The organism is Dickeya sp. Secpp 1600 (assembly GCF_003049805.1).
Taxonomy (GTDB): domain Bacteria; phylum Pseudomonadota; class Gammaproteobacteria; order Enterobacterales; family Enterobacteriaceae; genus Dickeya; species Dickeya fangzhongdai.
On the sequence record NZ_CP023484.1, the window covers coordinates 2,741,819 to 2,766,436 of the forward strand.

A 24,618-nucleotide genomic window follows, 5' to 3' on the forward strand; every position below is an offset into this window, starting at 1 on the left:
TTCTTACTTCCCTCTCCCAGTTATTCTAGGTGCATCATAAGAACCATAGGGATTTTTATCACCAAATCCTCCTGACTGTTTATTAATTCTTCCAGTTATTGCTTCCCCCCAAGTTTGGGGAACGAAATCACGTTTTCTATCCGAAAAGCGTTCAACTTCTGAAGAAGTTAGCTTGTCATCATAGTTTCTAACATTTGCTTCAACTTTAATCCCCGCATCCCTGGCAGCGCTGATCCGAGTATTATCCATACTTGTCATATTACCATCAGGCATTTTCACAACATCAACCGGATCCCCCTTCCAGCCATCTTTTCTCATGCTGGAAACAAGATCATCATAAGTGTATTTCACACCTGTACCTCGATCTGTTTTATTATTTGAAACTGTATTTTGTGAAAAGCGAATTTCATTAGCATCAAAACTTGAGAGTGAACTATTGCCTGGTTTCGCACTAGAGCCTTTATTCACTGCTGATTCTACCTGCATCCCTTTCATACCAACCAAAGCAATTGCGATCGCCTGCAACTGCATAGCTGTATCATACTGCGACGCCACTTCATCCCAGCCTTTTCCGGTCGCTTTGGCGATGGCCGTGATGGCCGCGTCGCGGGTGATGCTCCCTTCATCCAGCCCTTTCAGTATCGCGCTCGCATTGGCCGCATCCTGCGGGTACAGGTCTTTAAATATCAGGTTGTAGCTGACATTGCCGCCATAGGTATTCAGCGCCTGCTGTGCCTGTGCTACCAGTGCCGAGCACGCCCCGCCCGATTTGTTGCCCTGCGTGCAGATATCATGGATGGCCTGATCACGGTCTTTATCCAGCTTGCGGGTATCTGCCAGCTCTTTGGCTTCGTCCGCCGTCAGTGTTCCGGCTTTTTCCTTGCGCTCCAGCACCCCTTTCCTTTCGGCTTCCGTCGCACTCAGATAGTTATTCTCCACCGCATTACGCCCGGCCTGCGCACCAGTCGCCGCACCGGTAGTGTTACCCGACGCAATCCCTGAGGCCAGACCAGCCGCCAGCGAGGCCAGCGCGCTTACCGACTGCTTTTCTGTTTCCGTCAGGTCGCTGGTGTCCCGCCCTGGGTACAACTCCTTCATGATCAGCAGGCGCGCAGCCAGTTCGCCACCGGCTGCGCCCACGGCACCCGCCACCGCATCCTTACCGGACAGCTGCGCCACCACCGCGCCCATCAGCGCATGCCCCATTGCGTTGGCCGCGATGTCCGATGCCGTCGCGTTCTTCTCGTCCGCCGGCATCGTCACGTCTTTGACCAGTTGCGCCAGATACGGCGCCGAGGCGCCGGCCAGCGCCTGCTGCAGGTTGCCGCCGCCCGCCAGCGCCTGAATCGCCGCCGTTGCCGCTTGCGCCGCCCGTTGCAGATCGCTACCGGTGCCGTAAGACTGCATCACCGCCTTGTAATCCGACGTTTCCGTCAGATCTTTTTTGTATTTATCCCACTCTTTTTCGGTCGCGTTATCGGCTGGCCGTTTCACATCGCCTTTGGCTTCCGCCGCCCGCGTCGCCCGGATTTCGCCTTCGGTGCGGATAACATCCATCACCTGCGCGCCCAGTTCACCCACCATCTGCGCTGTCTGCAGGCGCTTCTGCTCTTTTTCCTTGTCAAAGATCGGGCTCAGCGCATTGTTGGCGTGCTCCACATCCCGGCTCAGACCGGTAATATCCTGCTGCTGACCGGCCTGATTACGGATAATCAGCGCCCCGTCGCTCACCGCCGCGTAGGTGGTGCTGCTGGCATTGCCGCCGTTACCCATCGACATCAACGCCGAAGGCGCGGTCAGGGCTGCCGATTTCAGCATATCCGACATACTCAGCGACGGGCTGGCACTCAACCCGATACCGCTGTGCGACACCGAAAATTCTGCACGGTTATCGATATTGCTGAAGCCCAGCGTACCGGTATCCAGCCGATTTTTATCCGCACTGGCGGTTGAACCAATTACCGCGCCGTCCAGTTGCGTGTGATTGCCGACGCTGATGTCGTAACCGCCTTTGCCCGCAAACAATCCGGTCTGCTGCTGCACGCTGTCATAACTGCTGTGCATTTTGTCCTGACTGGCGCTCAGATAACCGCTGCCGGTCATGCTGCCAAAGGTAAAGCTACCGCCCGCCGACACGCTGGTCTGCTTCGAGTCATAGCGGTTGCTGTCCTGCTGGCTTTTCAGCAGCAGGTCGCCGCCCACGTTCGCCACAATGCGCTCGCCGCTGACCTGCGCCCCGGTCAGGCGCGTATCACCGCCGCTGGTCAGGCCAACCTGCTGCCCGGCGTCCACGGTGGTTTCCGACCAACTGTTGCCATTGCCCAGTTCACGACCTTTGGCCGCATTGACATTGGCAAAGACGCTGAATCCCGCCCCGCCGTTGCTCAGACCAAAGCTGACGCCGATATTCCCGCCGCTGCTGCTGTTGCTGCCGGTCATCGACTCAGTATTACGCGCCGATAGCAGATTAATCGCCCGGGAAGCATTCAGCTCCACATTGTTGGCCGCTTTCAACTGGCTGCCAACTGCGGTGATATCACCCTGACGCGCCACCACGCTAATATCATGGCCCGCATTCAGCGTCGAGGCAAAACTCTGCGACTGTTCGCTGGTCTGGCTGCTGCTGGAGCGCTGCGCCCCCAGCGACACACTAATGCCGACAAACGACGACGCGCCTTTATTGTTGGTATCAATCTGGGTGCCCTGATAGGCCTGATACCCCGACAGCGCCGCCTTCATCCCCTGCAACGCCTGCAGACGGCTATCACTCTGTTCCCGAACTGCCTGTACCGCTTGTACCGCACTGTTCAGCGCCGATCCCACCACACCCGACAGCGTTACCGTCAGTCCGGCGGTTTTTTGCTCCATCTGGCGGGACTGTTTACGGGTATCGTAGCCCGGATCAATCGTCACGCTGTTGCCCGTCACCTGAATGTCCCGGGCAGCGATCACATCGGTGGCCGCCACCGACACATCCTGCCCGGCATTCAGCCGCACCGACCCGCCGGTGCTGCCCAGCGTGCTGACGCTCTGGCTCTGGGTGGTCGCCTTGTCGTCCAGTTTCTGGCTCAGGGAGGTGCTGCCGATGGTGAAACCGATGCCGCCTCCGCTGAACACCCCGCTCTTCTTGCGACTGTGCTCCTCGTAGTTACGGTAGGTTTCCACACTGGCCGCGGTCGTGATGTCATGCCCCGCCGTCAGCGTCACGTCACCGTCCGCCGCCACCGCCGAGCCCTGCACCCCGATATCATGCCCCGCCGTCAGCGCCACGCTGCCCCCCGACAGCAGCGTCCCCTTCTCCGTCGTCTGCGCCGTTTCCCGCAGCGTGTGCGTGGTGGTCTTCGACAGGAAACCCTTCTTCACCGTCGTCTCTTCAAAAAAATCATGCCGGCTTTCCGTCGCCGACAGCAGGTTCAGGTCCCGTCCCGCCTGCGCCGTCAGCGCGCCACGCGTTTCCGCCTGCGCCCCCTCGAGCGTCAGGTCCTGACCCGCCCGCAGGCTCAGCCCCCCGCCCGCGTTCAGCACCGTGCCCTGCTGCGTCACCGTCTGCTGCCAGTCCAGGTGCCGCGTCCACGCGTTCGAGCTGAACTGCTCCTCGCTGGCCGACAGCAGGCTCAGGTCCCGCCCCGCCGACAGCGCCAGCGTCCCCGCCGCGCTCAGCTGCGCCGCCGTGCTGCTCAGGTCACGTCCCGCGCTCAGGCTCAGCTCGCCCCCGCTGGCAAGCGTACTCTGTACCAGCCCCTGACTGCGTCGCTCGGTGCTAGCCCCGCCCGTCTGATTCACCGTGTCCGTCACCGTGGTCAGCGCCGCCAGCCGGATGTCGTTGCCCGCCGCCAGTTGCAGCGGCCCGCCCGCGCTCAGTTGCGCCCCGTTCAGCGCGATATCGTGCCCCGCTTGCAGCGTCAATGTGCCATTAGCATTAACGAGACTACCCGAAGCCGAGGCTGTTCTCGTTGCACCACCATATGGACCACTATCAACTCTGGCTTCATGAAGCAATCTATCACTTAGCAATATATTATTTGCTGCCTGCAAAGTAATATTGCCTTGCACCTCAATTCGAGCCGCCTCATTACGGATATTTTGACCTGCACTCAGCACCAGATTATTCGCATTAATACCGCCCACTTTGCCTAATAAAGAGAAAGAGTATGAGCCGCGTCCCTGTCCGGTATCTTCAGATATACTTTCCCAGTTTTTTGTAGTGGTCGTATTGACGATATCGCCGTTGACGCTCGCCAGCGTCACCTGGTTGCCCTGTATCGTCGCGCTGCTGTTGGTCAGATTGCCCAGCGCCACCAGGTTCAGCGCGCCGCCAGCGCTCAGCAGCCCGCCTTCACGGTTGCTCAGGGTGCCGCCGCCGGCGATGTTGAGCGCCTCCACCGCCGTCACCGTGCTGCCCCGGTTATCGATATCCCCGCCCGCATTCAGGCTGACGCTGTTGGCCACGATGCGACTGCCCTGCAGATGGGTTTTGTCCGCCTGCGCCAGATACAGCTTCGGCGCCAGCACCGTCTGTCCGCCCACCGTGATGTTCTCCCACCACACCAGGCTGTGGCTCAGCCCCGCCACCTGCTCCGGCGTCAGGCTCACCCCCAGTTGCAGGTTCAGCCGGCTTTTCTCCGCCGCCGCGTTGTCCATCAGCTGCTGCATCTGCGCCAGCTCCGAGCCAACCCCGTTCAGGTAGCGCTGCCCGGTCTGGCTCAGCACCGCGTTGCTGATATAACGGGTGTCGAACGCCGCGTCGCCCAGAAAACGGTAGTCGTGCTCCGCGTCCAGATTCAGCTTGCCCAGCAGGTAGGACGACCCCAGCACCTTCGTCGGGTCGGTCAGCGTCGGGCTGCGCTCCACCGGCACCGTGGTGCCCGGCGTCTGGCCCAGCAGGCCGCGCAGGTCGCCGAACAGGCCGTTGTCCACCTGGCCAAGCTGGCTCAGCGTCGGGTTGGTGCGTATCAGGTAGCGGCTGTCGCTGGCGGTATCCGCCACGAACAGCCCGTTCTGGCTGGTGGGCAGCGGGTAGTCGGTGAGCGACGGACCGGACAGCGGCGTCAGCCCCTGGGTCAGCGCCGCCTGCAGTTGGCCGAACGGCAGGGCCGACAGCGGTGTCAGGCTGGCCCCGGCCACCGGCACGCCGGCGGCGGCGCTCAGCCCGGAGCCGATACCCACCGGGGTCAGCGGACTGCCGGAAGACGTGGGGGTATCGCGGGTGACCGCACCGTAACCGGCATTCAGGCTGCCCGCCTGCCCGGCCAGCGCCACGCTGCCGGCGCCGCCCAGGGCGGTAGTCGTGACGTTACCCGACGCCCCACCCAGCCCGCGGTCGGCCTGCGCCCCCACCGGGGTCGGCGCATTCACCCCGGCCAGCGTCGGCGTGGCAATCGACGGCATAAAGCCGCCGCTGCCCGGCTGTAAACTGGTATTGCTGATATTCTGCGAGAAATTAGCGGTTATTGCGCCGCCGGCCTGGATGGTGGAATTATATGATGGTCCTACTTCCTGCTCATAAACAGGACCACTGACCAATTTATATTCTATCCAAGGATCAAATTGACTCAGATATTGATTTGGAACACTCTCTGTATTGGGTAGAGGATAATTGATAGATTTATAAATCAGATACTCTACCAACGCCCCCGTATTGTAAGAATTATTAGCCAATACAGAACCATCTATGTTTATATTGCGGTTAGCAATAATCGACGATGCCTGATTTATCAATGATGATGTGCTGAAGCTAATATCGTTACCTGAATTGATTAATCCCGTTCCACCTTGTGAAGAAATATTCGTACTTTTTCTAGAAAGAACCAGTTTTTTCGTTAAATATTCTTTATACGGTACATACAATAGCACCTTATCCGCCATGCTTGGGCCTCTGTCGGCATAATAAATGCCATATTCCTCCTTCTTAAACCATGATATTGGGATTTTCACGGTAGTTTGCCCAACCCATGATGGGGCTTCTTCAGAGACAACACCGCCATCCGTCACCGTCAGCCCTTCCCGCTGGTTGGTCAGCGTGCCGGTATTAATGCGGATATCCCCCCGCTGCGTCTCAATCGTCCCCGAACTGTTCAGCACGCTGTCGCTCGCATTGCCCGCCGCGTCACGCTGTATCCACAGGCTGTTCCCCGCCAGGATGTTCCCGTACCGGTTCACCAGCGCGGCCGACAGCAGCTGCAGATTGCCCCCGCCGTACAGCAGGCTGCTGTTGTCTATCAGCCCCCCCGCCTGCATCAGCAGGTCGCCCGCCGTCCCGATAAATCCCCGGTTGGTGATATCGCCGCTCGCCAGCAGGCTCAGCGGCCCGCCGCTCTGGATACTCCCGCTCTCGGTCTGGCTGATGGCCGCCGCCGACAGCGTGCTGTTGCCACTGCCCGCCACGATGCGGCCCTGCTGCGTCAGCGTGCCGGTGCTGCTCACCGTCACCCCGTTCCCCTGCAGCGTCCCCGCCTGCACCAGGTCGCCCGTCACGTTCAGCGTCAGCTGTCCCCCCGCCGCCAGCGTGCGCGTCAGGGTGAACGGGTTGCCGAGGTCCGCCCGCAGGTCGCCCAGCGCCGCCAGCTGACCGTTCTGCGTCAGCTGCCCGGTACGCAGCTGCAGCCCGCCCGCGCTGTACAGCCGCGCCCCGTCCGCGTTGGTCAGGCTCGCCGCCTGCAGCGCCAGCCGCGTCAGCCCCAGCAGCGTACCCCGGTTCTCCAGCGCCCCGTCGGTGGTGATGTCCAGCTGCCCCGCCTGCACCGTCCCGCGGTTGGTCCACTGCGGCAGGTGCAGCGTCAGCCCGTTCTGCGCCTGCAGCGTGCCGCCGTTGTCCAGCTGCGCGGTGCTCAGCAGCAGCTCCGCGCCCTGCGCCCAGCCCGCGTTGTTCAGTTGCGCGGCGGTCAGCGTCAGCGCCCCGCCCGACAGCAGTTGCCCGCCGCCCAGGTTGTCCAGCACGCCGCCACTCTGTACCGTCAGCCCGCCCCCCTGTATCTGCCCGGCATTGCTGACCGACGCCCCGCTCAGCGACACCGCCCCGCCGAGCAGCGTCGCCCCGGCCGTGTTCTCCAGCTGGTTGTCCACCGTGACGTTCAGCTGCCCGGCGCCGCTGATGCCGCCCTGATTGCGCAGACTGGTCGCCCGCAGCGTCACGTCCTGCGCCTGCAACTGCCCGGCGTTGTCCAGCGTCGCCGCCGTCAGGCTGAACGCCCCGTTGCCCAGCAGCCGGCTGTCCGCCCCGCCCTGATAGGCGCCGGTGAGCTGTATCGCGCCGTCGGTGACCCCCAGCAGCGTGCCCCGGTTGTCCAGCGTCGCCGCCTCCAGCGTCAGCCGGTCCGACTGCCACAGCCCCTGATTGAGCAGCGTGCCGGTGGTCAGGCGGCCGCGGCCGCCGCTCAGCAGTTGGCCGTTGCTCCGGTTGGTGACACGGTCACTAAATTGTGCGCTGAAGCCGCCCAGCGCGGTCAGCGTGCCGCCGTTGTCGAACTGCTGCCCGCGCAGCGTCGCCTCGCCCTGGGTGGTCAGCTGTCCGGTATTGGTCAGGCTGGCGGTGTCAAGAGACAGGCCGTTCAGGCCGGTCAGCGTGCCGCCGTTGGTCAGCGTGGCGCCGGTAACGCGCAGTTCACCCGCCTGCCACCGCCCGGCGTTGTCGGCGTTGTCGATGGCCAGCGCCGCCGTGCCGCCGCTCAGCAGCTGACTGCCGGCCCCGCCGGTATAGCGGGATACCCCGCTCAGCGTCAGCGCCGACGTGCCCTGCACCCGGCCGGCGTTGTCCACCGTCCCCGCCTGCAGCGTCAGCGCGTCCCCCTGCAGGGTCCCCGCGTTGTCGAGGCCCACCGCCGTCACGGTGGCCGCGCCGTTGCTCAGCAGCGCACCGTCGGCGGTATTGGTCAGCTGCCCCCGGCTGGTCACCTCCAGCTGCGACAGCCCCACCAGCCGCCCGCCGTTCTCCAGCGTGCCGGTGGTCAGTTGCAGCCGGTCACCGCCCAGCTCGCCCAGTTGCGTCAGCGTGTCGGCAGTGACGGTTACCCGGCCATTGCCCACGACCCGGCTGCCCGCCCCACCGTTGTAGCCCTGCGTCAGGGTCAGCGTGGCGTCGTTCGCCGCCAGCAGCGTGCCGCCGTTGGTGAGCGAGTCCGCCGTCAGCAGCAGGTTACGCCCCTGCCAGCCCCCCAGGCTGGTCACCGCGCCGGCCTGCACCTGCCAGTCGCCGTTGCTCAGCAGCCGGCCCGGTTCGCCCACCGTCAGCGCACCGGTCAGGTTCAGCTCGCCGCCCTGCTCCGCCAGCAGCGTGCCGCCATTGCTCAGTTGGTTGCCGACCAGTTGCAGGGTGCGGCTTTCCAGTCGGCCGCCGTTGGTGGTGTCGCCGGCCGTCAGCCACAGCGTACCGCCGCTCGACAGTGTGCCCTGGTTGTCCAGCCGACGGCCGGTTAGCCGGCTGTCGCCGCCGCTGACCAGCGTGCCGGTGTTGCTCAGGCTGCCCGCCGGCAGGCTGACCGCCTGCACATCCTGCGCCAGTTGCCGCACCGCCCGCCGCGGGGTGCGTAGCGGGTCGTCGTCCCTGACCGGCAGCGTGATATGCAGCCCGCCGTCGCCGGCGATACGCCCGCCGTTGCGCAGGCTGTCCGCCGTCAGCGTCAGGCTGCCGGCCTGCCACTCGCCGTCGTTCTCCGCCGCCGCAGCGTTCAGCACCGCCGCCCCCTGCGTCAGCAGTGTGCCGGTGGCGCTGTTGGCGAGGGTGTCGCGGGCGGTCAGCGTCAGCGCCGACAGGCCGAGCAGTTGCCCGGCGTTGCGGACCGTATCCGCCGTGGCGTCAATCGCGCCGGACTGCCAGCGGCCCTGGTTGTCCAGCGCGCCCGCCGTCAGCCGGCCCGCGCCGTTGCTCAGCCACTGGCCGTCCGCCCGGTTGCGTGCCGTGCCGGTAATCGCCAGCGTCAGCGCGTCCACCCCCAGCAGGGTGCCGCTGTTGTCAAGCTGGTCTGCCGTCACGCTCAGCGTCTGCCCTTCCAGCCGCCCGCGGTTGCTCAGCGTGCCGGGCAGGGTCACCGTCAGTGACTCCACCCCGGTGACGGTGCCGCTGTTGGTCAGTGGCCCGCCTTCAAGGGTGACGCGACCGCCGCTCAGCGTGCCCCGGTTGTCCATCTGCTGCCCGGTGACCGCTATCGTCCTGCCCTGCCAGTTGCCGCCGTCGTTGGTGAGGGTGTTGCCGCGCAGGCTCAGTGCGCCCTCACTGCTCAGGCTGCCCGCGCCGTCGTAATTGCCGCTCAGCGTCAGCGCCCCCTGTGAGGCCAGCTGCCCGCCGTTGTGCAGCGCACGGCCATCCACCGTCAGCGCCCCGCGCACCGATACCCCGCCGCTGTTGGTCAGCTGGCCCAGCGTCAGCCGGGTGTCGCCGTTGGCGGCAAGCGTGCCGCTGTTGGTCAGCCCGTCCAGCGTCGCCGTCAGCGTGCCGTCGCTCTGTATCTGCCCGCCGTTGCGCAGGCTGGCCGCCGTCAGCAGCAGGCTGCCGGACTGCCACCCGCCGTCGTTCTCCGCCGCGGCGGCGTTCAGCACCGCCGCCCCCTGCGTCAGCAGTGTGCCGGTGGCGCTGTTGGCGAGGGTGTCGCGGGCGGTCAGCGTCAGCGCCGACAGGCCGAGCAGCTCGCCGGCGTTGCGCACGCGGTCCGCCGTGGCGTCAATCGCGCCGGACTGCCACTGGCCCTGGTTGTCCAGCGCCGTCGCCGTCAGCCGGCTGAGCCCGCTGCTCAGCCACTGGCCGTCCGCCCGGTTGCGCGCCGTGCCGGTAATCGCCAGCGTCAGCGCGTCCACCCCCAGCAGGGTGCCGCTGTTGTCAAGCTGGTCGGCCGTCAGGCTCAGCGTCTGCCCTTCCAGCCGCCCGCGGTTGCTCAGCGTGCCGGGCAGGGTCACCGTCAGTGACTCCACCCCGGTGACGGTGCCGCTGTTGGTCAGTGGCCCGCCTTCAAGCGTGACGCGACCGCCGCTCAGCGTGCCCCGGTTGTCCATCTGCTGTCCGGTGACCGCTATCGTCCTGCCCTGCCAGTTGCCGCCGTCGTTGGTGATTGTGCTGCCGCGCAGGCTCAGTGCGCCCTCACTGCTCAGGCTGCCCGCGCCGTCGTAATTGCCGCTCAGCGTCAGCGCCCCCTGTGAGGCCAGCTGTCCGGCGTTGTGCAGCGCACGGCCATCCACCGTCAGCGCCCCGCGCACCGACAGCCCGCCACTGTTGGTCAACTGGCCCAGCGTCAGCCGGGTGTCGCCGTTGGCCGCAAGCGTGCCGCTGTTGGTCAGCCCGTCCAGCGTCGCCGTCAGCGTGCCGTCCAGGCTTACTGCCCCGCTGTTGCGCCACTGCCCGGCGCTCAGCGACAGCCCCTGCGCCGTCAGCTGGCCGGCCGTGTCCATGTCGCCCGTTGAGAGCGTCATCCCGCCGCCGCTTACCAGCGACCCCGTCGCCGTCTGGCTCAGCCACCCGACGGTATTGAGGCTCACCGCCTCCCGCCCCTGCAGCACGCCGCTGTTGGTCAGCCCGTCCCCCGTCACCGTCACCGTGCCGCCCGACACCGTCCCCCGGTTGGCCGTCTCGCCCGCCTGTATCGTCAGCCCGCGTCCGGCCAGCAGCGACCCGCCGTTGTCCAGCCGCGCCGCCGCCTGCACCGCCAGCGTCTCGTCCGCCGACAGCGTCCCGCGGTTGCTCAGCTGCGGCGTCTGCACCGTCACCTGCCGCCCGCTCACCGTGCCCCGGTTGTCCAGCACCGGCGTCGTCAGCCTCACCGTCCCGCCCGCCAGCGTGCCCCGGTTGCTCAGCGACCCCGCGCTCACCGTCAGGCCGCTCCCCGCCAGCAGCGCCCCGTCCCACTGCATCTCCCCCGCGCCGTCCAGCGTCAGCTCGCCCGCCGCCTGCCAGCGGCCCGCGCCGCTCAGTTGCGTACCGCGCAACGCCACCGTCGGCGCCCCGGCGTCACCGTCCAGCGTCAGCGCCCCGCCGCTCACCGTCAGCGCGCGGCCCGCCTGCCACGCCCCGCCCGCCGCCTGGCTCACCGCCCCCGAGGCGCTCAGGCTCACCCGGTCGCCCGCCAGCTGCGCCTGACCCAGCGCCAGCGCCGACCCGCCCAGCGTCAGCCCGTACCCCGGCTGCACTGCCCCGTCGTCGCCCACCCCGGCGCTCAGCCGCCCGCCGTCCGCCGCAATGCGCCCGTCGCTCGCCAGCGTCAGGTCCCGGCCCGCCCGCGTCTGGCTCCCCGTCAGCGTGATGCCCTGCGTCCCGCTCAGCGCAATCGCCCCCTGCGCCTGCTGTTGGTCCTGCAGCGCCAGCGTCGCCCCCTGCGCCGTCAGGTCGCCCTGCGCTATCGCGCTGCCCACCTGCAGCCGCCCGTTCGCCGCCAGCCGGATGTCCCCCTGCCGCGCGCTCAGCCCGGCGGTGTTCACCCCCACCCCCTGCTCCGTCGACACCAGACTGATGCGGTGGGCGTACATGCCCCCCAGCGCCCCGGTGTCCAGCGCCAGCGCCGGCGACGGCCCGTCCCCCGTCTGCGCCGTCACCCCGCCGTCCATGCCCACCCGGTTCGCCCCCAGCACCACCCGGGCGTCGCGCGCGGTCAGCCCCGCCTGCAGGCTCGCCGTGCGCGCTATCAGCGCAAAGTAGTCGCTCCCGCTCGCGTCCAGCCCCGCCCCGTCTATCAGGATGTCCCCGCCGCGCACGTCCAGCCCGCTCAGTTGCCCCGCCGCGTCGAACTGCGGGGTGCCGGTGGTCAGGGTAATGCGCGGGGTGTTGAGAAAGCCGCAGCCGCTGCAGGTGATGCCGTACGGGTTCGCCACCACCACGTTCGCCGCCTGACCGGCCACCTCCAGGTAGCCCGCCAGCCGGCTGCGGTTCGGCGACACCACCTCGTTGAGGATGGCCGCGGCCGCCCGGCCCTGCAGGTTGGGGTTGGTCTGTATCAGCCCGCCCAGCTGGCTCGGATTGAGCTGGGCCGTGCCGTTGTTGAGGATGAGCCCGCGGCTGTCAACGTTGAAGTCGTGGTAGCGGTTGTGCGACAGCCCCGCGGCATCCGGCGCGGCGATGTTCACCACCGGCACCCCGTTGCCCGCCGCCTCCAGCGCCGTGCTCCCCGACGCCACCGTCACCCCCGCCGCCAGCGCCGGCAGCACCGGCTGCAGCCCCGTCAGCCACACCAGCACCCATACCAGCACCCGCTGCGACGTCTTCACCGCTTTCATCCCTGAACTCCTGCTGCATGAAAAATTCAATGCCATGAAAGCATTGAAAAATATGTTGATTTATTGAATGTGTTAAAACGACTTTATTAAATGAGTTAAAACGACAAACCTACCCGGTAACCCACCACCATAGTGTCGGGTTGTAACCATGCCGGGTAGGAGATCGGCCACCCCACCGTTACCTGCTGGCTCAGCCAGCGGCTGGCGACGGTCACGCCGACTGCGCCGCCCCATAATGAGGCCGCCGTCGAGTCATCCTGTTTATGGTTGTAGAGATGACCGCCATCGACCGCCGCCATGAAGGTGACGTTGCCCAGCACCGGCAGTTGCCATGCCTGCCAGTTCAGCTCGTTACGCCAGTAGGCGCCCCGGTTGCCGGAGGTGTACTGCTCGCGAAATCCCCGCACGGAGGATTCCCCGCCCAGCGTCAGCTGTTCGCTGCCGTAAAGCGCGCGGGCCGCGTACTGGCCGTACAGGCTGCCAAGGTAGGTGATGTTGTCGGTAACGGGGTAGTAATAGCTGGCCGACAGCGTCCACTTATTGAACTCGGCTCGCGGTTCGTCCGCGCTTTTATCGGTGTCGGTTTCCGCGCCAAGCCAGCGCACGCCGCGGTTGTAAGTCGGGTTGAAGGTCGCCAGCCCGCCCCACAGTTTCTGACTGTGATTGACGCCCAGCGACACGCTGCTCAGCTTACGGCTGCTGGACGGCAATAGCGTTCCGTTAAGATAGTTATTGCCGGTGCGCTGGCTGAGCGTGCCGGCAATGGCGGTTTTCATGGTGCCGTTGCGGAACACTACGCGGGAGAGCAATAGCCGATGGGTATCGCTGTCGCCGGTGGAATGCCAGGGAAAATCGCGGCTGATAAACGTATTGCGATAACGGCTTTGGGAGTAGCTATAACCCAGGTTCCAGTAGCCATACGGCATGGAAAAACCGGCCTGCAGGCTTTCGGCATCATGGCTGGTGGCAAAGCGGCTGCTATGGCCGGCGCTGATAAACCACTGATCGGCCACGCCGAACAGATTATCCAGCGCCAGGCTGCCGTTGAGCTGCTGTTCGCCGGTGCTTTTTTGGCCGCTGTTATCGAAGGTGAGCCCGCCGGTGAACGGCAGGTGAGCCTCACGGGTCAGGTTTACCACCGAATACCCCGGCTGGCTGCCCGGCAGAATCTCGATCGTGACCTGCTGGGACGGCATGCGGTTCATCTGCTCCATGCCCTGTTCGATATCGCGCAGGTTCAGGATCTCCCCTTCCCGCGCAGGAAACGCGGTGCGGGTCATCCGTTCCGTCTGGTTATTGATGGTGATCTTTTCCAGCCGACCTTCCAGGATCTCCAGTTGCAGCACGCCGCCCGACAGATCCTGTTCGCTCAGAAACGCCCGGCTGGTGATGTAGCCGCGCTGGATATACCAGTTGCTGACGTCGTGCACCAGTTGGTTGATCTGCTCAAGGTTGTTACAGCGATTAAGGTAGCCGGCGGTCAGCGCCGTCTGGTCGCGCGGGCCCAGCAAGGTACTGTGATTGAAGCGAATCTCGCGCAGGGTAAAACAGGGGCCTTGCGGCGTGTTGTCCGCTTTCAGCGGCGCCTGCACGATATTGTTCAATTGTTGCAACGCTTCCCGCTGCTGACGGGATTGCTCAATCACTTCCGACTGGCGTTGCTGGGTTTCGTTTCGCTCCGACGGATCCAACAGAGCGGAAAACGCAGAGGCGGTGTAACCAATGAGGGAAAAACAGACGATCAGGCCAGTTTTCCTGCTACTGACAAACATCATGCACGTCCATGTAATAGAAACAGATGGTAAAAATTGCCGAAATAATAATGCGCATTTCTTTCAAAAACAATACAAATATTTACAATTCAGCTGACAGTAAAGTCGACGACATTTAAAAACAATTTATTGATTTTAAATGAATAATTTAATTTTTATAAAAAGAAAACCTAAAAAGAATCGTTAATGTCACGAGGTATGGCGAAAGGAAATGTAAACATACGGAAACTGAATTTTCATCGGATGTAACAGTTGCTCGCTTTTTAAGCAATACATTGTGTGAGATCTCTCCGCCAGTTCATTTGCAGAACTGATTATTTCGGGTCGCAGCACCAGACGGAGAAAAAATGATGACTAACCAACTCAAGATTGTCAGACCGGTTAATCCCACGGAAACACAGCAGAATTTACCCTATTTTGTCGGTATTTCCCGCGATACCGTCGGCGCTAAGCACATCTCCATGAATATCGTGGTGATTCCCGCCGGTGCGGAAGCGGAACCGCACTACCACGTTGATTACGAAACCGCGATCTATCTGCTGAAGGGGCGGGTCGAAACACGTTACGGCACTGATTTATCGCAGACCTGCCTCCATCTGGCCGGCGAGTTTCTCTATATTCCGCCCGGCGTGCCCCACCAGCCTCGCAACCTGAGCGATGAGGAAGACGCTATCGCGATTGTGGCGCGCAACGACGCCAATGAACGGGAAAACGTGCGTTTGTACCGGGTGGTGGATGACAACGCATAAGGCCGGGTCAAGCCACGCAACGCGACATGACAATAGCCGCCGGGCGGCTATCTGCGTTTCGGCCTGCGTTTCGGCGCGCGGTCGGTTTGTCAGCAAACCCCGGTTTCCACAAAGAAAAAGAGACAGGCTTCCCCGTCTCTGTTTTCTTTTCCGCTTTATCGGACAACCGAGGCGTATCAGGCGTGGGCCAGCTTACCCAGCGCCAGATTGGCGATCTTGTCGCCGACGACCGCGGCATCGATACCCAGCGACGCACCGCCCGCACCGCGCAGGTTCAGGTTGGTATTGCCGGTATCGCCCGCCACGGCGCTTTTGATCATGCCCAGCGCCTGACGGAATTTGTCCATGCTGGCGCCGGTCATGCCGTCATCATCCGGTTTGCTCAGCGCTTTGGCCCAGGACTTGTCGTCAGTTTTCGCTGAACTCCAGCCATCTTTCTGATACTGCGGCTTACCAAAAATTTCCGGATACTGATCCATAAACTGACCGATCTCTTTAGCCAGACCACGATCTTCTTTATCCACGAAATGACGGTTGTTGCCGTCAACATGGGTGCTGACATTGCTCAGCGAGTTCAGCGCCGCGTTCTGACCCACACCCATACCAATTGCGTTGCCCAGCTGATTGAACGAGCCGGCACCGCTCAGCCCCTGCAAACCGCCGGCGCCCAGCGTCAGCGGCGAAGAACCGCCCATCGCCTGACCCAGGCCGTTACCGAGAATGGACGACAGTGCGTTGCCAACGCCGCTGCCGAACGCATCCATATTGCCCTGGGTCATCTGGCTGCCATTCAGCAGCGAGTTAGCTAGTTGGTTGCTCTGGTTAGTCAGCTTGGTCACGGTGTCGTGGCCCAGCAAGTCGTCCAGCGCTTTATCAAACATTTTTGACAAGGCATCGCTGTCGGATTTCGGCGGCGACAGCAGGTTGCTCGCACCCTGTGCGCCACTGCCGAACGACTGGCCCAGTTGATTACCCGCCCCAAGCCCCTTCGAACCAGCACCCAGCCCCTGTGTCAGCGCGCCGGCAAACATCATCGACGTCAGCGCGGAAGTCAGCTTATCGATGGTGCTACTGAGTTTGTCTACGCTGGAACCCAGGGATGATGTCGCGGCGTTAAGCCCCTTCAGCCCCTGAGCGCCCAGGCCCAGGCCGGAGACGCCCAAATCACCGCCGATGTGCGCTTTGATCGTAATTTGCATAATTTCGTTTCCTCATTCATGTCAGGTGTTCGCAAAAGTATCTGCAACGGATGCCCGCTCCGATCCCGATGCGGGCATCATGATGGATACTTGTTACTGAGTGACGCCAGCGGCGAAACGGTTCCCCGCTGGCGCCGGTTTACCGTAAAAAACCGCGTGTCACCCCAACGGCCGGGCAATGCCGACGCCGGTTTGCGGGCGTACCGCTCGCTCCGCCGAAACCGGCGGCAGCGTCAGCCCCGCCAGCTCAAACAGGCGTTCAATGAGTTGCGGATAGGTATCAGGCGTCGGCGGCAGCGGCCACCAAAGAATCAGCACGTCGCTGCCGTTCAGGCACAGGTGGCAACCATCGCACTCCGCCGCCTGCTGATGACGACGGCCAAGCATGTTGCGCAACATGCCGGGATACTGTTGCCCCGGCTGAATCTGCAGCATCAGTTCGCGGCCGGTATCACCGTACTGAAACACCAGATCGACGCCGGATTGCGGCGACCAGCGCGCCGCCTGATGCCGGTTCATCGCCGCCATAAAGGCCGTACCGGTCTCGAAAACCGTGATGTTGTCGGTCATGGCACACTCACCCGGGTAAAATCGACGGCGCCGGGGCGCATGTCCGTCTGCCACCAGATCACCATCTGCCGGTTATCCGGTTCGGGACGGCAACTGACCGAATCGCAGGCGCCAAGCGGAGCCCGGGCGGCACAGGCGCTGAGTAGCAGCGAACCGCACAGCACCAGCAAGAGTTGATAACGCATGGCTTTTCTCCCTAAAGGCTATGGTGGTAAATCGTCAGGGTTTAATCAGTGACGCGCGCGATGGCTGCGCGTTTTTGGCCGGCAACAGCGCCAGATACACCTCGGTGGATTCGCCGGGCGCCAGCGTGGTTTTCGGCCAGGCGGCTACCGCCAGCGTGCGGCTGCCGGCACAGTTGGCTTCATCAAAACGCTGGGGGCGAGTACCGGTGTTTTTCACCACGCCCACCGCCAGACTGAGGGTCAAATTGCTGTACCACTGATGGCGATTGCTCTGATAACTCAGCGACGGCGACGTGCGGCAGAACTCCGACAGGCGCGCCCCGCTGCTGTCGATGGTGAATCCGGCGGGCGTCTGGCCGCTGGCCAGATCGCGCATGGCGTTCTCAACCATGCCGAACAGATCGGTTTTGCTGTTGCGCTGCGCCACGCGCCCCATAGCGTCGTTGAGCTGGCGGCGGTTATCCGTCGACACAAATCGGGTGGGATCGTTCTGATCGCCAATCAGGTGCGGGGTAAGAATGAACAGCCGTTCGCGGCGGGATACTTCGTGCTGACGCGAGGTGAACAGTTTGCCGATCCAGGGAATATCGCCCAGCAGCGGTACGCGCTTATCACGATCGCCGCTCTCTTCCACGTGGAACCCGCCCAGCACCAGCGCCCGGTTTTCGCCAATCAGCGCCTGCGTGCTGACGGTGCCGCGCTTCACGCCGGAGGCGGTGCCTTCGGTATTGGTTTCCACCTGACCGTCTTCAATATCGATCACCAGTTGAATGCTGCTGAGGCTGCCGCGGCCGACCACGCGCGGCGTTACCTGCAGGCTGGTGCCGGCCGTCACCGGTTGTACGTTAGCCACCCGCTCGCCGGTGGCGGTGATGAAGGCGGTGCGGCTGAAATCGATCACCGCCGGCTGGTTTTCCAGCGTCAGCACCGACGGATTGGCGACAATCGACGCGGTGCCTTCGCCTTCCAGCGCCTGAATATCGGCGAAGAAACGTTTGAAATCGCTGACAAACAGCGTGCTGGAGCCGGACATCATGCTGGCGCCGCCGGTGACCGCGCCCAGTTTGCCCTGCCAGTTGGCCTCCAGTCTTGACAGCGCGGTGCGATCGACATCCAGGATGATCGCGTCGATGTTGACCAGATTTTGCGGCACGTCGATCTTGTCGATCAGTTGCTGGTATTCGTCCCGGCGCTTTTCGTCGTCGCGGATCAACAGCGCGTTGTTACGCACATCCGCCGATACCTTGCCGTTAAGTTGATCCTTGCGCCGGGCCGTTGCGCCGGCTCCCCCGCTGCTGCGGCTAGCCAGCCGAGCCAGCATGGCGCGGGCATTGACCTCAATCGCCTGACTGGCATCCTGCCCGCCGCCGCTGGCGGCCGCCATCGCACCGTCGTTGCCCATACCACTGGCGGCGGCCGACGCGCCGGCAGGCGTGTTGCGGCTGCCATCCATCAGTTCATTGAGAATGGTCGCCACGCCGGGGATCACCAGACGCTGGTCGCGATACTGAATGGTACGATCCGACACCGAGGCATAACGCAGCGGGAAGATCATCACCTTGCGACGATCTTCTTTGGTTTCACGCTGCTGGCTGAAGTTACGGATCAGGTTGACGTACTCCGCCGGGCCGGTGACCAGCACCACGCCCTCTTCCGGCAGTTCCCCCCAGCCGAAACGCGCATCCAGCAAACCAATGCCGGTCAGCGCCTGCTTCATGTCCGGCGCGGCATCCTGCGACACCTCAATGCGCACCGACGTCTGTTCATCCTGTGGGCTGACGTACAACACGTTGTTGTAGACGAACCACTGAAAACGGTGCTCCAGCGCCAGCCGATCCAAAAACGCCACCGCGTTGTCGGCGCGGATTTTGGCCTCTACGTTGATGTCCTGAATGTTGCCCAGCACCAGATCGACGCCGTGGCTGTTGGCGAAATCCTGCAATACCGCCGACAGCGGCGTCTGTTCGGCGGAATAGGCATACGCGCCTTTGCTCCAGTCAGACGGCGTCGCCGCATGGGCGATGGGCAACATCCCCATCAGCACCAGCGACCAGCAGAACAGGCGGTAGAGGTTGAACAATAGTGCATACAGCGCGTTACGCATGCTGATCTCCTTGCAAAAAAGCCAGTGTTTTCAGATTCAGCGGCGGCGGCGATGCCGGTCTGGCAAGCGGCGCCAACAGGCTCTGCCAGACATCCCGCTGATTAACCAGCGCTTCCAGTGAGCGACACAGCCGAATCGGGTCATCCGGCTCGCGTCGCATCAGTAACCATAATTGCTCGTCGGCGGCGGACCAGCAGAGCGCGGCGGCATCCATGCCCAGTCGCAACACGGCGGCTGACGAGTAGCGCAGCGCCTTGTGCAACAGCCGGTCATCCACCTTGACCGACAGCGTGACGACGGCGGAACAGCCCACCCCATCGTGATAACGGGTCAACACCACCGGGCTGCCGTCAATGTGCAGCATCAACTGGCCTGCGGCGCTGTTGAGCCAGCGTTCGATGACCCCGATCAACTCAGTTGAAGTCATTGATGATGGCCTTCGCCAGACCGTGCTTGACGCTCAGCATCTGCCCGGCGGCCCAGTTGGCGTTCGAATAGTCCATGCTGGCTTCATAAAAGGCATAGGTATCCGCCGCGCTGACCTCCCCCTCCGAGACGGTCAGCGCCATCTCGTCGAGCCGGGACTGCGCATCGACAAACGCGCCGTCCAGCCGGCGCTGAATAGGTGAAGATGAAGACATGGTTGCTACTCCCGTTGATTAAGCTGGTATGGTTGGCCTGCAGTTGTGTGGCCGGGGAGTAACGGCGGTTCCATCGGGTGAGGGAAAGATGAATGGCAATCGGCGGCGTCTGGAAATGCAATGCGAGCGAAATGCGTGTGCATAGTACAAATAAATAATATAAAAACAGGCCGCTATCCCCGATAGCGGCCTGTGGTCTGTGGATTAAACCGAAGGAAGATTAAAACGTGGTCTTACCGTACTGATAGCGGTAAAAACGGCGGTACTCCGGTTTCTGCGGGTTATCCGTCGACAGCGTTTTCTGCAGCGATTTACCGCCGATCAAACCGGTAATGCCGTAGGACAGCAGGCTGGTCTGTTTGTCCAGCAGGCTGATCAGATCGGTTTTCGCGCCGGCGGCAAGCTGGTCGAGATAGCCGTTTTCAATCTGGCTCAGCAGGCGGGCCGATTGCTCCCAGTTGGGGTCGAACGACACCAGCTGTTGCAGAAACGCAATCGGCGCCACGCCTTTGCCCTGATACAGCGCGGAGATTTCATCCTCTTTGCTGACCGGCGCAGAATGGCGGAAACCGGCCATCACCAGTTTGGCGCGTTTAGCCGGGCCGGCCTGTTTGCCCATCTGCTCGGTGATGAAGCGATACCAGCGGGAATCGAAGGCAAAGCTGGAGCGGGCATCGTAACGCGCGCTGTACACCAGCGTGTCGAACACTTCCCGCCCGCCAAACCATTTGGTTTCCAGTTCGGCCAGAATCTGAGCAAGAGTTTTATCTTTGAGAATCGCATTAAACGCGTTGGTGTCCTTGTCGGAATCCTGCTGCCCCTGCACCGGGTCCACCACCACCAGCCGGATGGTTTTCGCATTGGCCCACACGCCGGCCGCCTGATTCTGCACCGCCAGATGGTACAGCTCGGCCAGAAACTCGGTTAAACCGACCGCCGCGCCGCGGCTATGCCCGCCGACCACCAGTTGGTACTCTTTCAGCGTTTTCAGGTAATCCACCAGCGGGAACAGGCTGTCCAGCGTCACCACGCCGGCACGGTCGTCATAACCGTTGACCTGATCGTAGAGCACGCCCATCTTTTCACTCATATCCACAAAACTGCCGCCCCAGCCGGCGCGTTTTGCCAGCGCCTGGGTTTTAGTCAGCATCGCGGCGGTGCCGATGCCGTCAATGGCGACCACGGCGCTAAAGCCGCTGATTTCAACGTTGGCGAGAAAATCCTGTTTGGTGGTGCCGGTGCCGCAGAACCAGATTAGTACCTTTTCCATATGTAACCTCTTGGTTTTAAATCGATTAAGATCAGTGGTGTCTTCGTCAGGCAATGTAGCGGAGGCGCAGGCCGGCATGCTGCGTCAGAACAACGCGAATTCAGGCCGTAACAACGGCGAACCTGCCCGGACAAACACGCCAGAGAACCAGAGAGAGGCCGGGAACGCTCGCGCCCGGATAAGCGGAATGAAGTCTATTGTCGACGGCATTAGAGCCTGCGACGCCGCGTCCATTGCGATAACGATTCATTACAGCGCCAGCCTTCCATCACAGCCTTTCAGCTGACCGGCGGCGCTGAACACGTGCAGACTACAGGATGATGCCCGTCGGTTAACGGCGCGGAGGTTGTGTGGTCGACCGGCGGGAAAATACGGCCGAAAAGGAGGAGTGGTGAGTCACGCGAGAGGGAAAAAACGCAGCACAGGCCGGGTCATGCCGGCGATAGAAAAACCGGGCGGACCTGCGCCAGCGCAATGCGGCGGCGCATCAACCGTCTTACATTGCCGGACGGCGTGCCGGACAATCAGGAGCAATCCCCGTGAAAACCTATCTTGGAAATGACGAACTGAATGAAAAATACCCGGTGTACCCGTTTGCGTTGCGATCGCAGGATGGGAACGCGACCCTGACCGGTCAGATCAACTATCCGCAGACACCGGCGGGCGTGTATCCGCTGGTGATGCTGGCGCCCGGCAGCGGCATGCACGACCGTCACTATCTGATTGGCGACAGCGGCACCCAGGCGGATTTTGTCTTTAGCTGTCTGGCGCAGGATTTTCTGGCCGCCGGGCTGGCGGTGCTACGGTTTGACTGCCGCGGCGTCAAAGGCAACCTGCGCGACAACACGCTGGATAGCCCGGAATATCTGTTCAACCGCGAACTGGCTTACCGGCAGATGTTTATCGACGCCGCCGTCCGCCAGACGGTGACCCCGCAAAGCCAGTATGAAGACCTGTATACGTTGTACCGGTATGCCAGCGAACTGCCGCATATTGACCGTCACAATCTTATCCTGCTCGGTCACTCCGAAGGCGCCATCAACATCGGGCGCATGGTGGCGCGCTATCCGGTCGCCGCCAAAGCCCTGATGCTGGTGTCGCCGGTTTTTTCGTCCATGAAACACGTGCTGGAATGGCAGCTCATCCACCGCACCATCGCCTGGCTCAAGGCGATCCCACACACCGGCGACCGGCTCACGCTGGAGGATCTGAAAAACGGATTCGGCCGCAGTCCGCTGGCTTTTTTACAACCCATCAGCAGCCTGTTGCCCTACAAGGGATACTGGGATGAAGCAGATTTCGACAGCATGACCGCCAGGCTGCAGGCCAGTTTCGATACGCAGCGCGACATGGTTTTAAGCCACGACGATCGGGAGCCCTGGCCGGCCGACGCGCCGTTCACCCAGTCATCCTACGCCTGGTGGAAACAGTGGTATCAGAATGAGCAGCCGGAAATTGAGCAGTTGGTACGGTGTCAAAGCCGGGTGGTCTGCTATTTCGGCATGATGGATACCCAGTTGAACGCCGCCGCCGAAGCGGCATGGTTCGAGGGTGTAAAACACCGCTTTCCGCATATCGATATCACCCTGCTGCCGGATGTCGGGCATACCCTCGGCCTGCATGGTCTGCTGGGGCCGATGACGGAATCGTGCGCCGAACTGCTGGTGCGGACGGCGCACGATATCGTGACGGCGCGCTAAACGCCGGCGTTTAACGACAGCGCAGTCTCTCAAGCAGCGCATGGTCGGGATACCCATCCGCCGGCAACCCTTCCTGCTGCTGATAGGCGCGGATCGCCCGCGTCGTGGCACGGCCAATGTTGCCGTCGATAGCACCCGGATAAAGCTGCTTTTCCTGCAGCAGAATTTGCAGCGCCTCGCGCTCTTTACGGGTTAACGGCGTCTCCTGACGCGGCCAGGGCTTGAGTACCGGTGTCTCGCGCTGGTAGTTATCCGCCAGCAAGCCGACGGTCAGCGCATAGGAAATGTCATTGTTATAACGAAGAATGGCGCGGAAATTCGCCGTCACCAGAAACGCCGGGCCATTCTTCCCAACCGGCAGCAATATCGAGGCTTGCTCCGAAGACAGCGCGGCCAGATCTCCGGGCACCGCGGTTTTCACCCCGAACGCCTGCCAGTCGGCAACGTTTTTCTGGTTATCCAGCCCGGAAAGGGAATAGTCAAAACCGGCGGGCAGCGTCACTTCAAATCCCCAGGGGACGCCCGCTTTCCATTTGGCCTGCTGCATATAGTTCGCCACCGACGCCAGCGTGTCCGGGAATGAGGTCCAGATATCGGGGTGATGGTCGCCATCAAAATCCACGGCGTATTGCAGGTAAGAAGTCGGTATAAACTGCGGCATCCCCATCGCCCCGGCCCAGGACCCTTTTATCTGTTCTGGCCGCGCATCGCCGTTTTGAATCATGCGTAACGCCGCAATCAGATTCTGCCGGTTAAACGCCCGACGATAATTGTAGTAATCCAGCGTAGCCAGCGAGCGAATGACCGCTTTATCACCGGTATTGGCGCCATAATGGCTTTCAATGGAGAGAAACGCGAACAGCAGCGGCGGTTCAACCTGATAACGATGCTCGATACGGGCCGCCGCCCCAGCGTATTGCTTAAGCAGTGTTTTCCCCTGCGCAATGTTCTCCGGCGTCACCCGTTGTTCAATATAGGTCCACACCGGCGTGACCAGCTCAGGCTGTTTTTGCGTGGCCGCCACCACGTCGCTGTCCGGCGTCAAACCAGCAAACGCGTTATCAAAGGTGCCGGCTGTAATGCCCTGAGAAAGGACCTCCTGACGCAGCACGGCTTTCCACTGTTCAAAACTTTCGTCTGGCGTCGGCAACCCCGCTGGCGTGTCAGTGACGCCGTGCGATTTCAGCAAGCCCTCAATATCCCGGCATTCACGTGAGGGGTAATGGGTGTGGGCGCATGAACTCAGCACCCCGGTACCGATCAGCAACACCATCACCTTTGCCATCGACATCATTGCTGATGCCTGTGTTCTGTTATTGACCATTTGACTATTCCATAAGAGATATACCCGTCATACCGTAACTTGGATTATTTAGGGTATGGAAACAGGCCAAAAGCAGGTCCGTAACATCATCGGCCCGATCAGGGTTGCCGGAACATCGTCGTCGGACGCCGCCGGAATCGTGCAACATCTCTGACAGTAATAGTGCAGCAACCGGCGGGAATATACAGACCACCGCTGACATAAGTGTCACTGACAGAGTTTATCCGTAGTATTCCCTCTGTTTTCGTAACGGCGTATTGCGGCCTTGTCTCCTGCTCTCCAGCTCTCGCCGTCGCACTCAGTTTAACGATAGCACCTCCGCCTGCGGCAACAGCTGTTCGACCGCCCGTTGCCAGCTCAGGGTCATGACGCCCTGCGCGGTGATCAATTTCAGGGTATCCTGCGCCAGCGCGTCGTCATGGCTCAGTTTCCAGCCCAGATGGCTGTGTTCGCTCAGCCAGGCGGCGACATCGGCCTGACGGTCGGGGTGACAGTACAGCGTGCCGCGCCCTTCTCCGCCCTGCGTGCGCAGCAGTTGACGCAACAGCGCCGGGTAGCGTTCAGCGTCGGGCACCGCTTTGAGAATTTGGGTCATCGCGTCGCTCAGCAACTGACCGCACCGCGCCAGCAGCCAGTTTTCCATCTGCTCGCGTTCCTGCTGCCAGCCGCGCAGTATCTCATCCGCCTGCTGCCAGAATTGCTGTTCCGCCTGACCGGTAGCGATGGCGATCGCCTCGTGCGCCTGCTGGCGCGCCTCGTCCAGCAGCGCATCCGCCTGTTGCCGCGCTTCGGCCATCACCGCCAGCCCGCGCTGATGCTGCTGCAATTGTTCAACCCGGATCAGTTCTGCTTCCTGCACATCCGTGCCGGCCACCAGTTTTAAACACCGCCTGGTCAACATACTCTCCCTCCCTG

At 62.4% G+C, this 24,618-nt stretch carries 13 protein-coding genes; 2 read left to right on the forward strand and 11 right to left on the reverse strand.

Features of this window, described 5'->3' with window-relative positions:
- Positions 1 to 3 precede the first annotated feature (3 nt).
- A complete protein-coding gene (locus tag CPA59_RS12265) occupies positions 4 to 12,189 on the reverse strand; it encodes a hemagglutinin repeat-containing protein (protein WP_107759505.1) in 12,186 nt (4,061 codons plus the stop codon).
- 95 nt (positions 12,190 to 12,284) lie between these two features.
- Positions 12,285 to 13,961: a ShlB/FhaC/HecB family hemolysin secretion/activation protein gene (locus CPA59_RS12270; RefSeq protein ID WP_107760832.1), complete on the reverse strand. Its 1,677-nt coding sequence runs from the start codon at positions 13,959 to 13,961 to the stop codon at positions 12,285 to 12,287.
- A gap of 347 nt (positions 13,962 to 14,308) precedes the next feature.
- Between CPA59_RS12270 and CPA59_RS12275 the strand changes: the two genes are divergently transcribed.
- On the forward strand, positions 14,309 to 14,710 hold the full coding sequence (locus CPA59_RS12275) for a cupin domain-containing protein (protein ID WP_082202657.1): 402 nt from the start codon (positions 14,309 to 14,311) through the stop codon (positions 14,708 to 14,710).
- Positions 14,711 to 14,886: 176 nt separating this feature from the next.
- On the opposite strand, the gene hrpN is transcribed toward CPA59_RS12275, so the two are convergent.
- From hrpN to CPA59_RS12310, 7 genes are all read right to left on the reverse strand, one after another.
- Positions 14,887 to 15,909 carry a harpin HrpN gene (hrpN, locus tag CPA59_RS12280; RefSeq protein ID WP_038919198.1) on the reverse strand — a complete coding sequence of 341 codons (1,023 nt, stop codon included), beginning with the start codon at positions 15,907 to 15,909 and terminating at the stop codon, positions 14,887 to 14,889.
- Positions 15,910 to 16,068: 159 nt separating this feature from the next.
- On the reverse strand, positions 16,069 to 16,479 hold the full coding sequence (hrpV, locus tag CPA59_RS12285) for an HrpV family type III secretion system protein (protein WP_100849621.1): 411 nt from the start codon (positions 16,477 to 16,479) through the stop codon (positions 16,069 to 16,071).
- Entirely contained in the window at positions 16,476 to 16,664 is a 189-nt protein-coding gene (hrpT, locus tag CPA59_RS12290) for an HrpT family type III secretion system protein (protein ID WP_038919200.1), read from the reverse strand. Before hrpT ends, hrpV begins: the two co-directional genes overlap by 4 nt.
- A 34-nt stretch (positions 16,665 to 16,698) precedes the next feature.
- Positions 16,699 to 18,768, reverse strand: coding sequence for a type III secretion system outer membrane ring subunit SctC (sctC, locus tag CPA59_RS12295; RefSeq protein ID WP_049854051.1), 2,070 nt, complete (start codon positions 18,766 to 18,768; stop codon positions 16,699 to 16,701).
- Complete coding sequence (locus CPA59_RS12300; protein WP_049854052.1) at positions 18,761 to 19,195, reverse strand: type III secretion system chaperone; 435 nt, start codon at positions 19,193 to 19,195, stop codon at positions 18,761 to 18,763. The genes sctC and CPA59_RS12300 overlap by 8 nt, the downstream gene beginning before the upstream one ends.
- Positions 19,182 to 19,409: a type III secretion protein HrpF gene (locus CPA59_RS12305; RefSeq protein WP_038658225.1), complete on the reverse strand. Its 228-nt coding sequence runs from the start codon at positions 19,407 to 19,409 to the stop codon at positions 19,182 to 19,184. Before CPA59_RS12305 ends, CPA59_RS12300 begins: the two co-directional genes overlap by 14 nt.
- Positions 19,410 to 19,629: 220 nt before the next feature.
- Complete coding sequence (locus CPA59_RS12310; RefSeq protein WP_107759507.1) at positions 19,630 to 20,679, reverse strand: phospholipase; 1,050 nt, start codon at positions 20,677 to 20,679, stop codon at positions 19,630 to 19,632.
- Between the two features lie 539 nt (positions 20,680 to 21,218).
- Between CPA59_RS12310 and CPA59_RS12315 the strand changes: the two genes are divergently transcribed.
- Positions 21,219 to 22,379: an alpha/beta hydrolase gene (locus CPA59_RS12315; RefSeq protein WP_107759509.1), complete on the forward strand. Its 1,161-nt coding sequence runs from the start codon at positions 21,219 to 21,221 to the stop codon at positions 22,377 to 22,379.
- A 10-nt stretch (positions 22,380 to 22,389) separates the two neighbouring features.
- Here CPA59_RS12315 and CPA59_RS12320 read toward each other — a convergent pair whose 3' ends face one another.
- Positions 22,390 to 23,703: a lytic murein transglycosylase gene (locus CPA59_RS12320; protein WP_049854055.1), complete on the reverse strand. Its 1,314-nt coding sequence runs from the start codon at positions 23,701 to 23,703 to the stop codon at positions 22,390 to 22,392.
- A 298-nt stretch (positions 23,704 to 24,001) separates the two neighbouring features.
- Positions 24,002 to 24,604, reverse strand: coding sequence for a type III secretion system stator protein SctL (sctL, locus tag CPA59_RS12325; protein ID WP_038919210.1), 603 nt, complete (start codon positions 24,602 to 24,604; stop codon positions 24,002 to 24,004).
- Between the last annotated feature and the right edge of the window lie 14 nt (positions 24,605 to 24,618).

Coding starts and splice junctions, on each gene's coding strand:
- CPA59_RS12265 (WP_107759505.1), bottom strand. CDS start 12,189: ATGAAAGCGGTGAAGACGTCGCAGCGGGTGCTGGTATGGGTGCTGGTG.
- CPA59_RS12300 (WP_049854052.1), bottom strand. CDS start 19,195: ATGACTTCAACTGAGTTGATCGGGGTCATCGAACGCTGGCTCAACAGC.
- CPA59_RS12310 (WP_107759507.1), bottom strand. CDS start 20,679: ATGGAAAAGGTACTAATCTGGTTCTGCGGCACCGGCACCACCAAACAG.
- CPA59_RS12275 (WP_082202657.1), top strand. CDS start 14,309: ATGATGACTAACCAACTCAAGATTGTCAGACCGGTTAATCCCACGGAA.
- hrpN (WP_038919198.1), bottom strand. CDS start 15,909: ATGCAAATTACGATCAAAGCGCACATCGGCGGTGATTTGGGCGTCTCC.
- CPA59_RS12320 (WP_049854055.1), bottom strand. CDS start 23,703: ATGGTCAATAACAGAACACAGGCATCAGCAATGATGTCGATGGCAAAG.
- sctC (WP_049854051.1), bottom strand. CDS start 18,768: ATGCGTAACGCGCTGTATGCACTATTGTTCAACCTCTACCGCCTGTTC.
- CPA59_RS12270 (WP_107760832.1), bottom strand. CDS start 13,961: ATGTTTGTCAGTAGCAGGAAAACTGGCCTGATCGTCTGTTTTTCCCTC.
- hrpV (WP_100849621.1), bottom strand. CDS start 16,479: ATGACCGACAACATCACGGTTTTCGAGACCGGTACGGCCTTTATGGCG.
- sctL (WP_038919210.1), bottom strand. CDS start 24,604: ATGTTGACCAGGCGGTGTTTAAAACTGGTGGCCGGCACGGATGTGCAG.
- CPA59_RS12305 (WP_038658225.1), bottom strand. CDS start 19,409: ATGTCTTCATCTTCACCTATTCAGCGCCGGCTGGACGGCGCGTTTGTC.
- hrpT (WP_038919200.1), bottom strand. CDS start 16,664: ATGCGTTATCAACTCTTGCTGGTGCTGTGCGGTTCGCTGCTACTCAGC.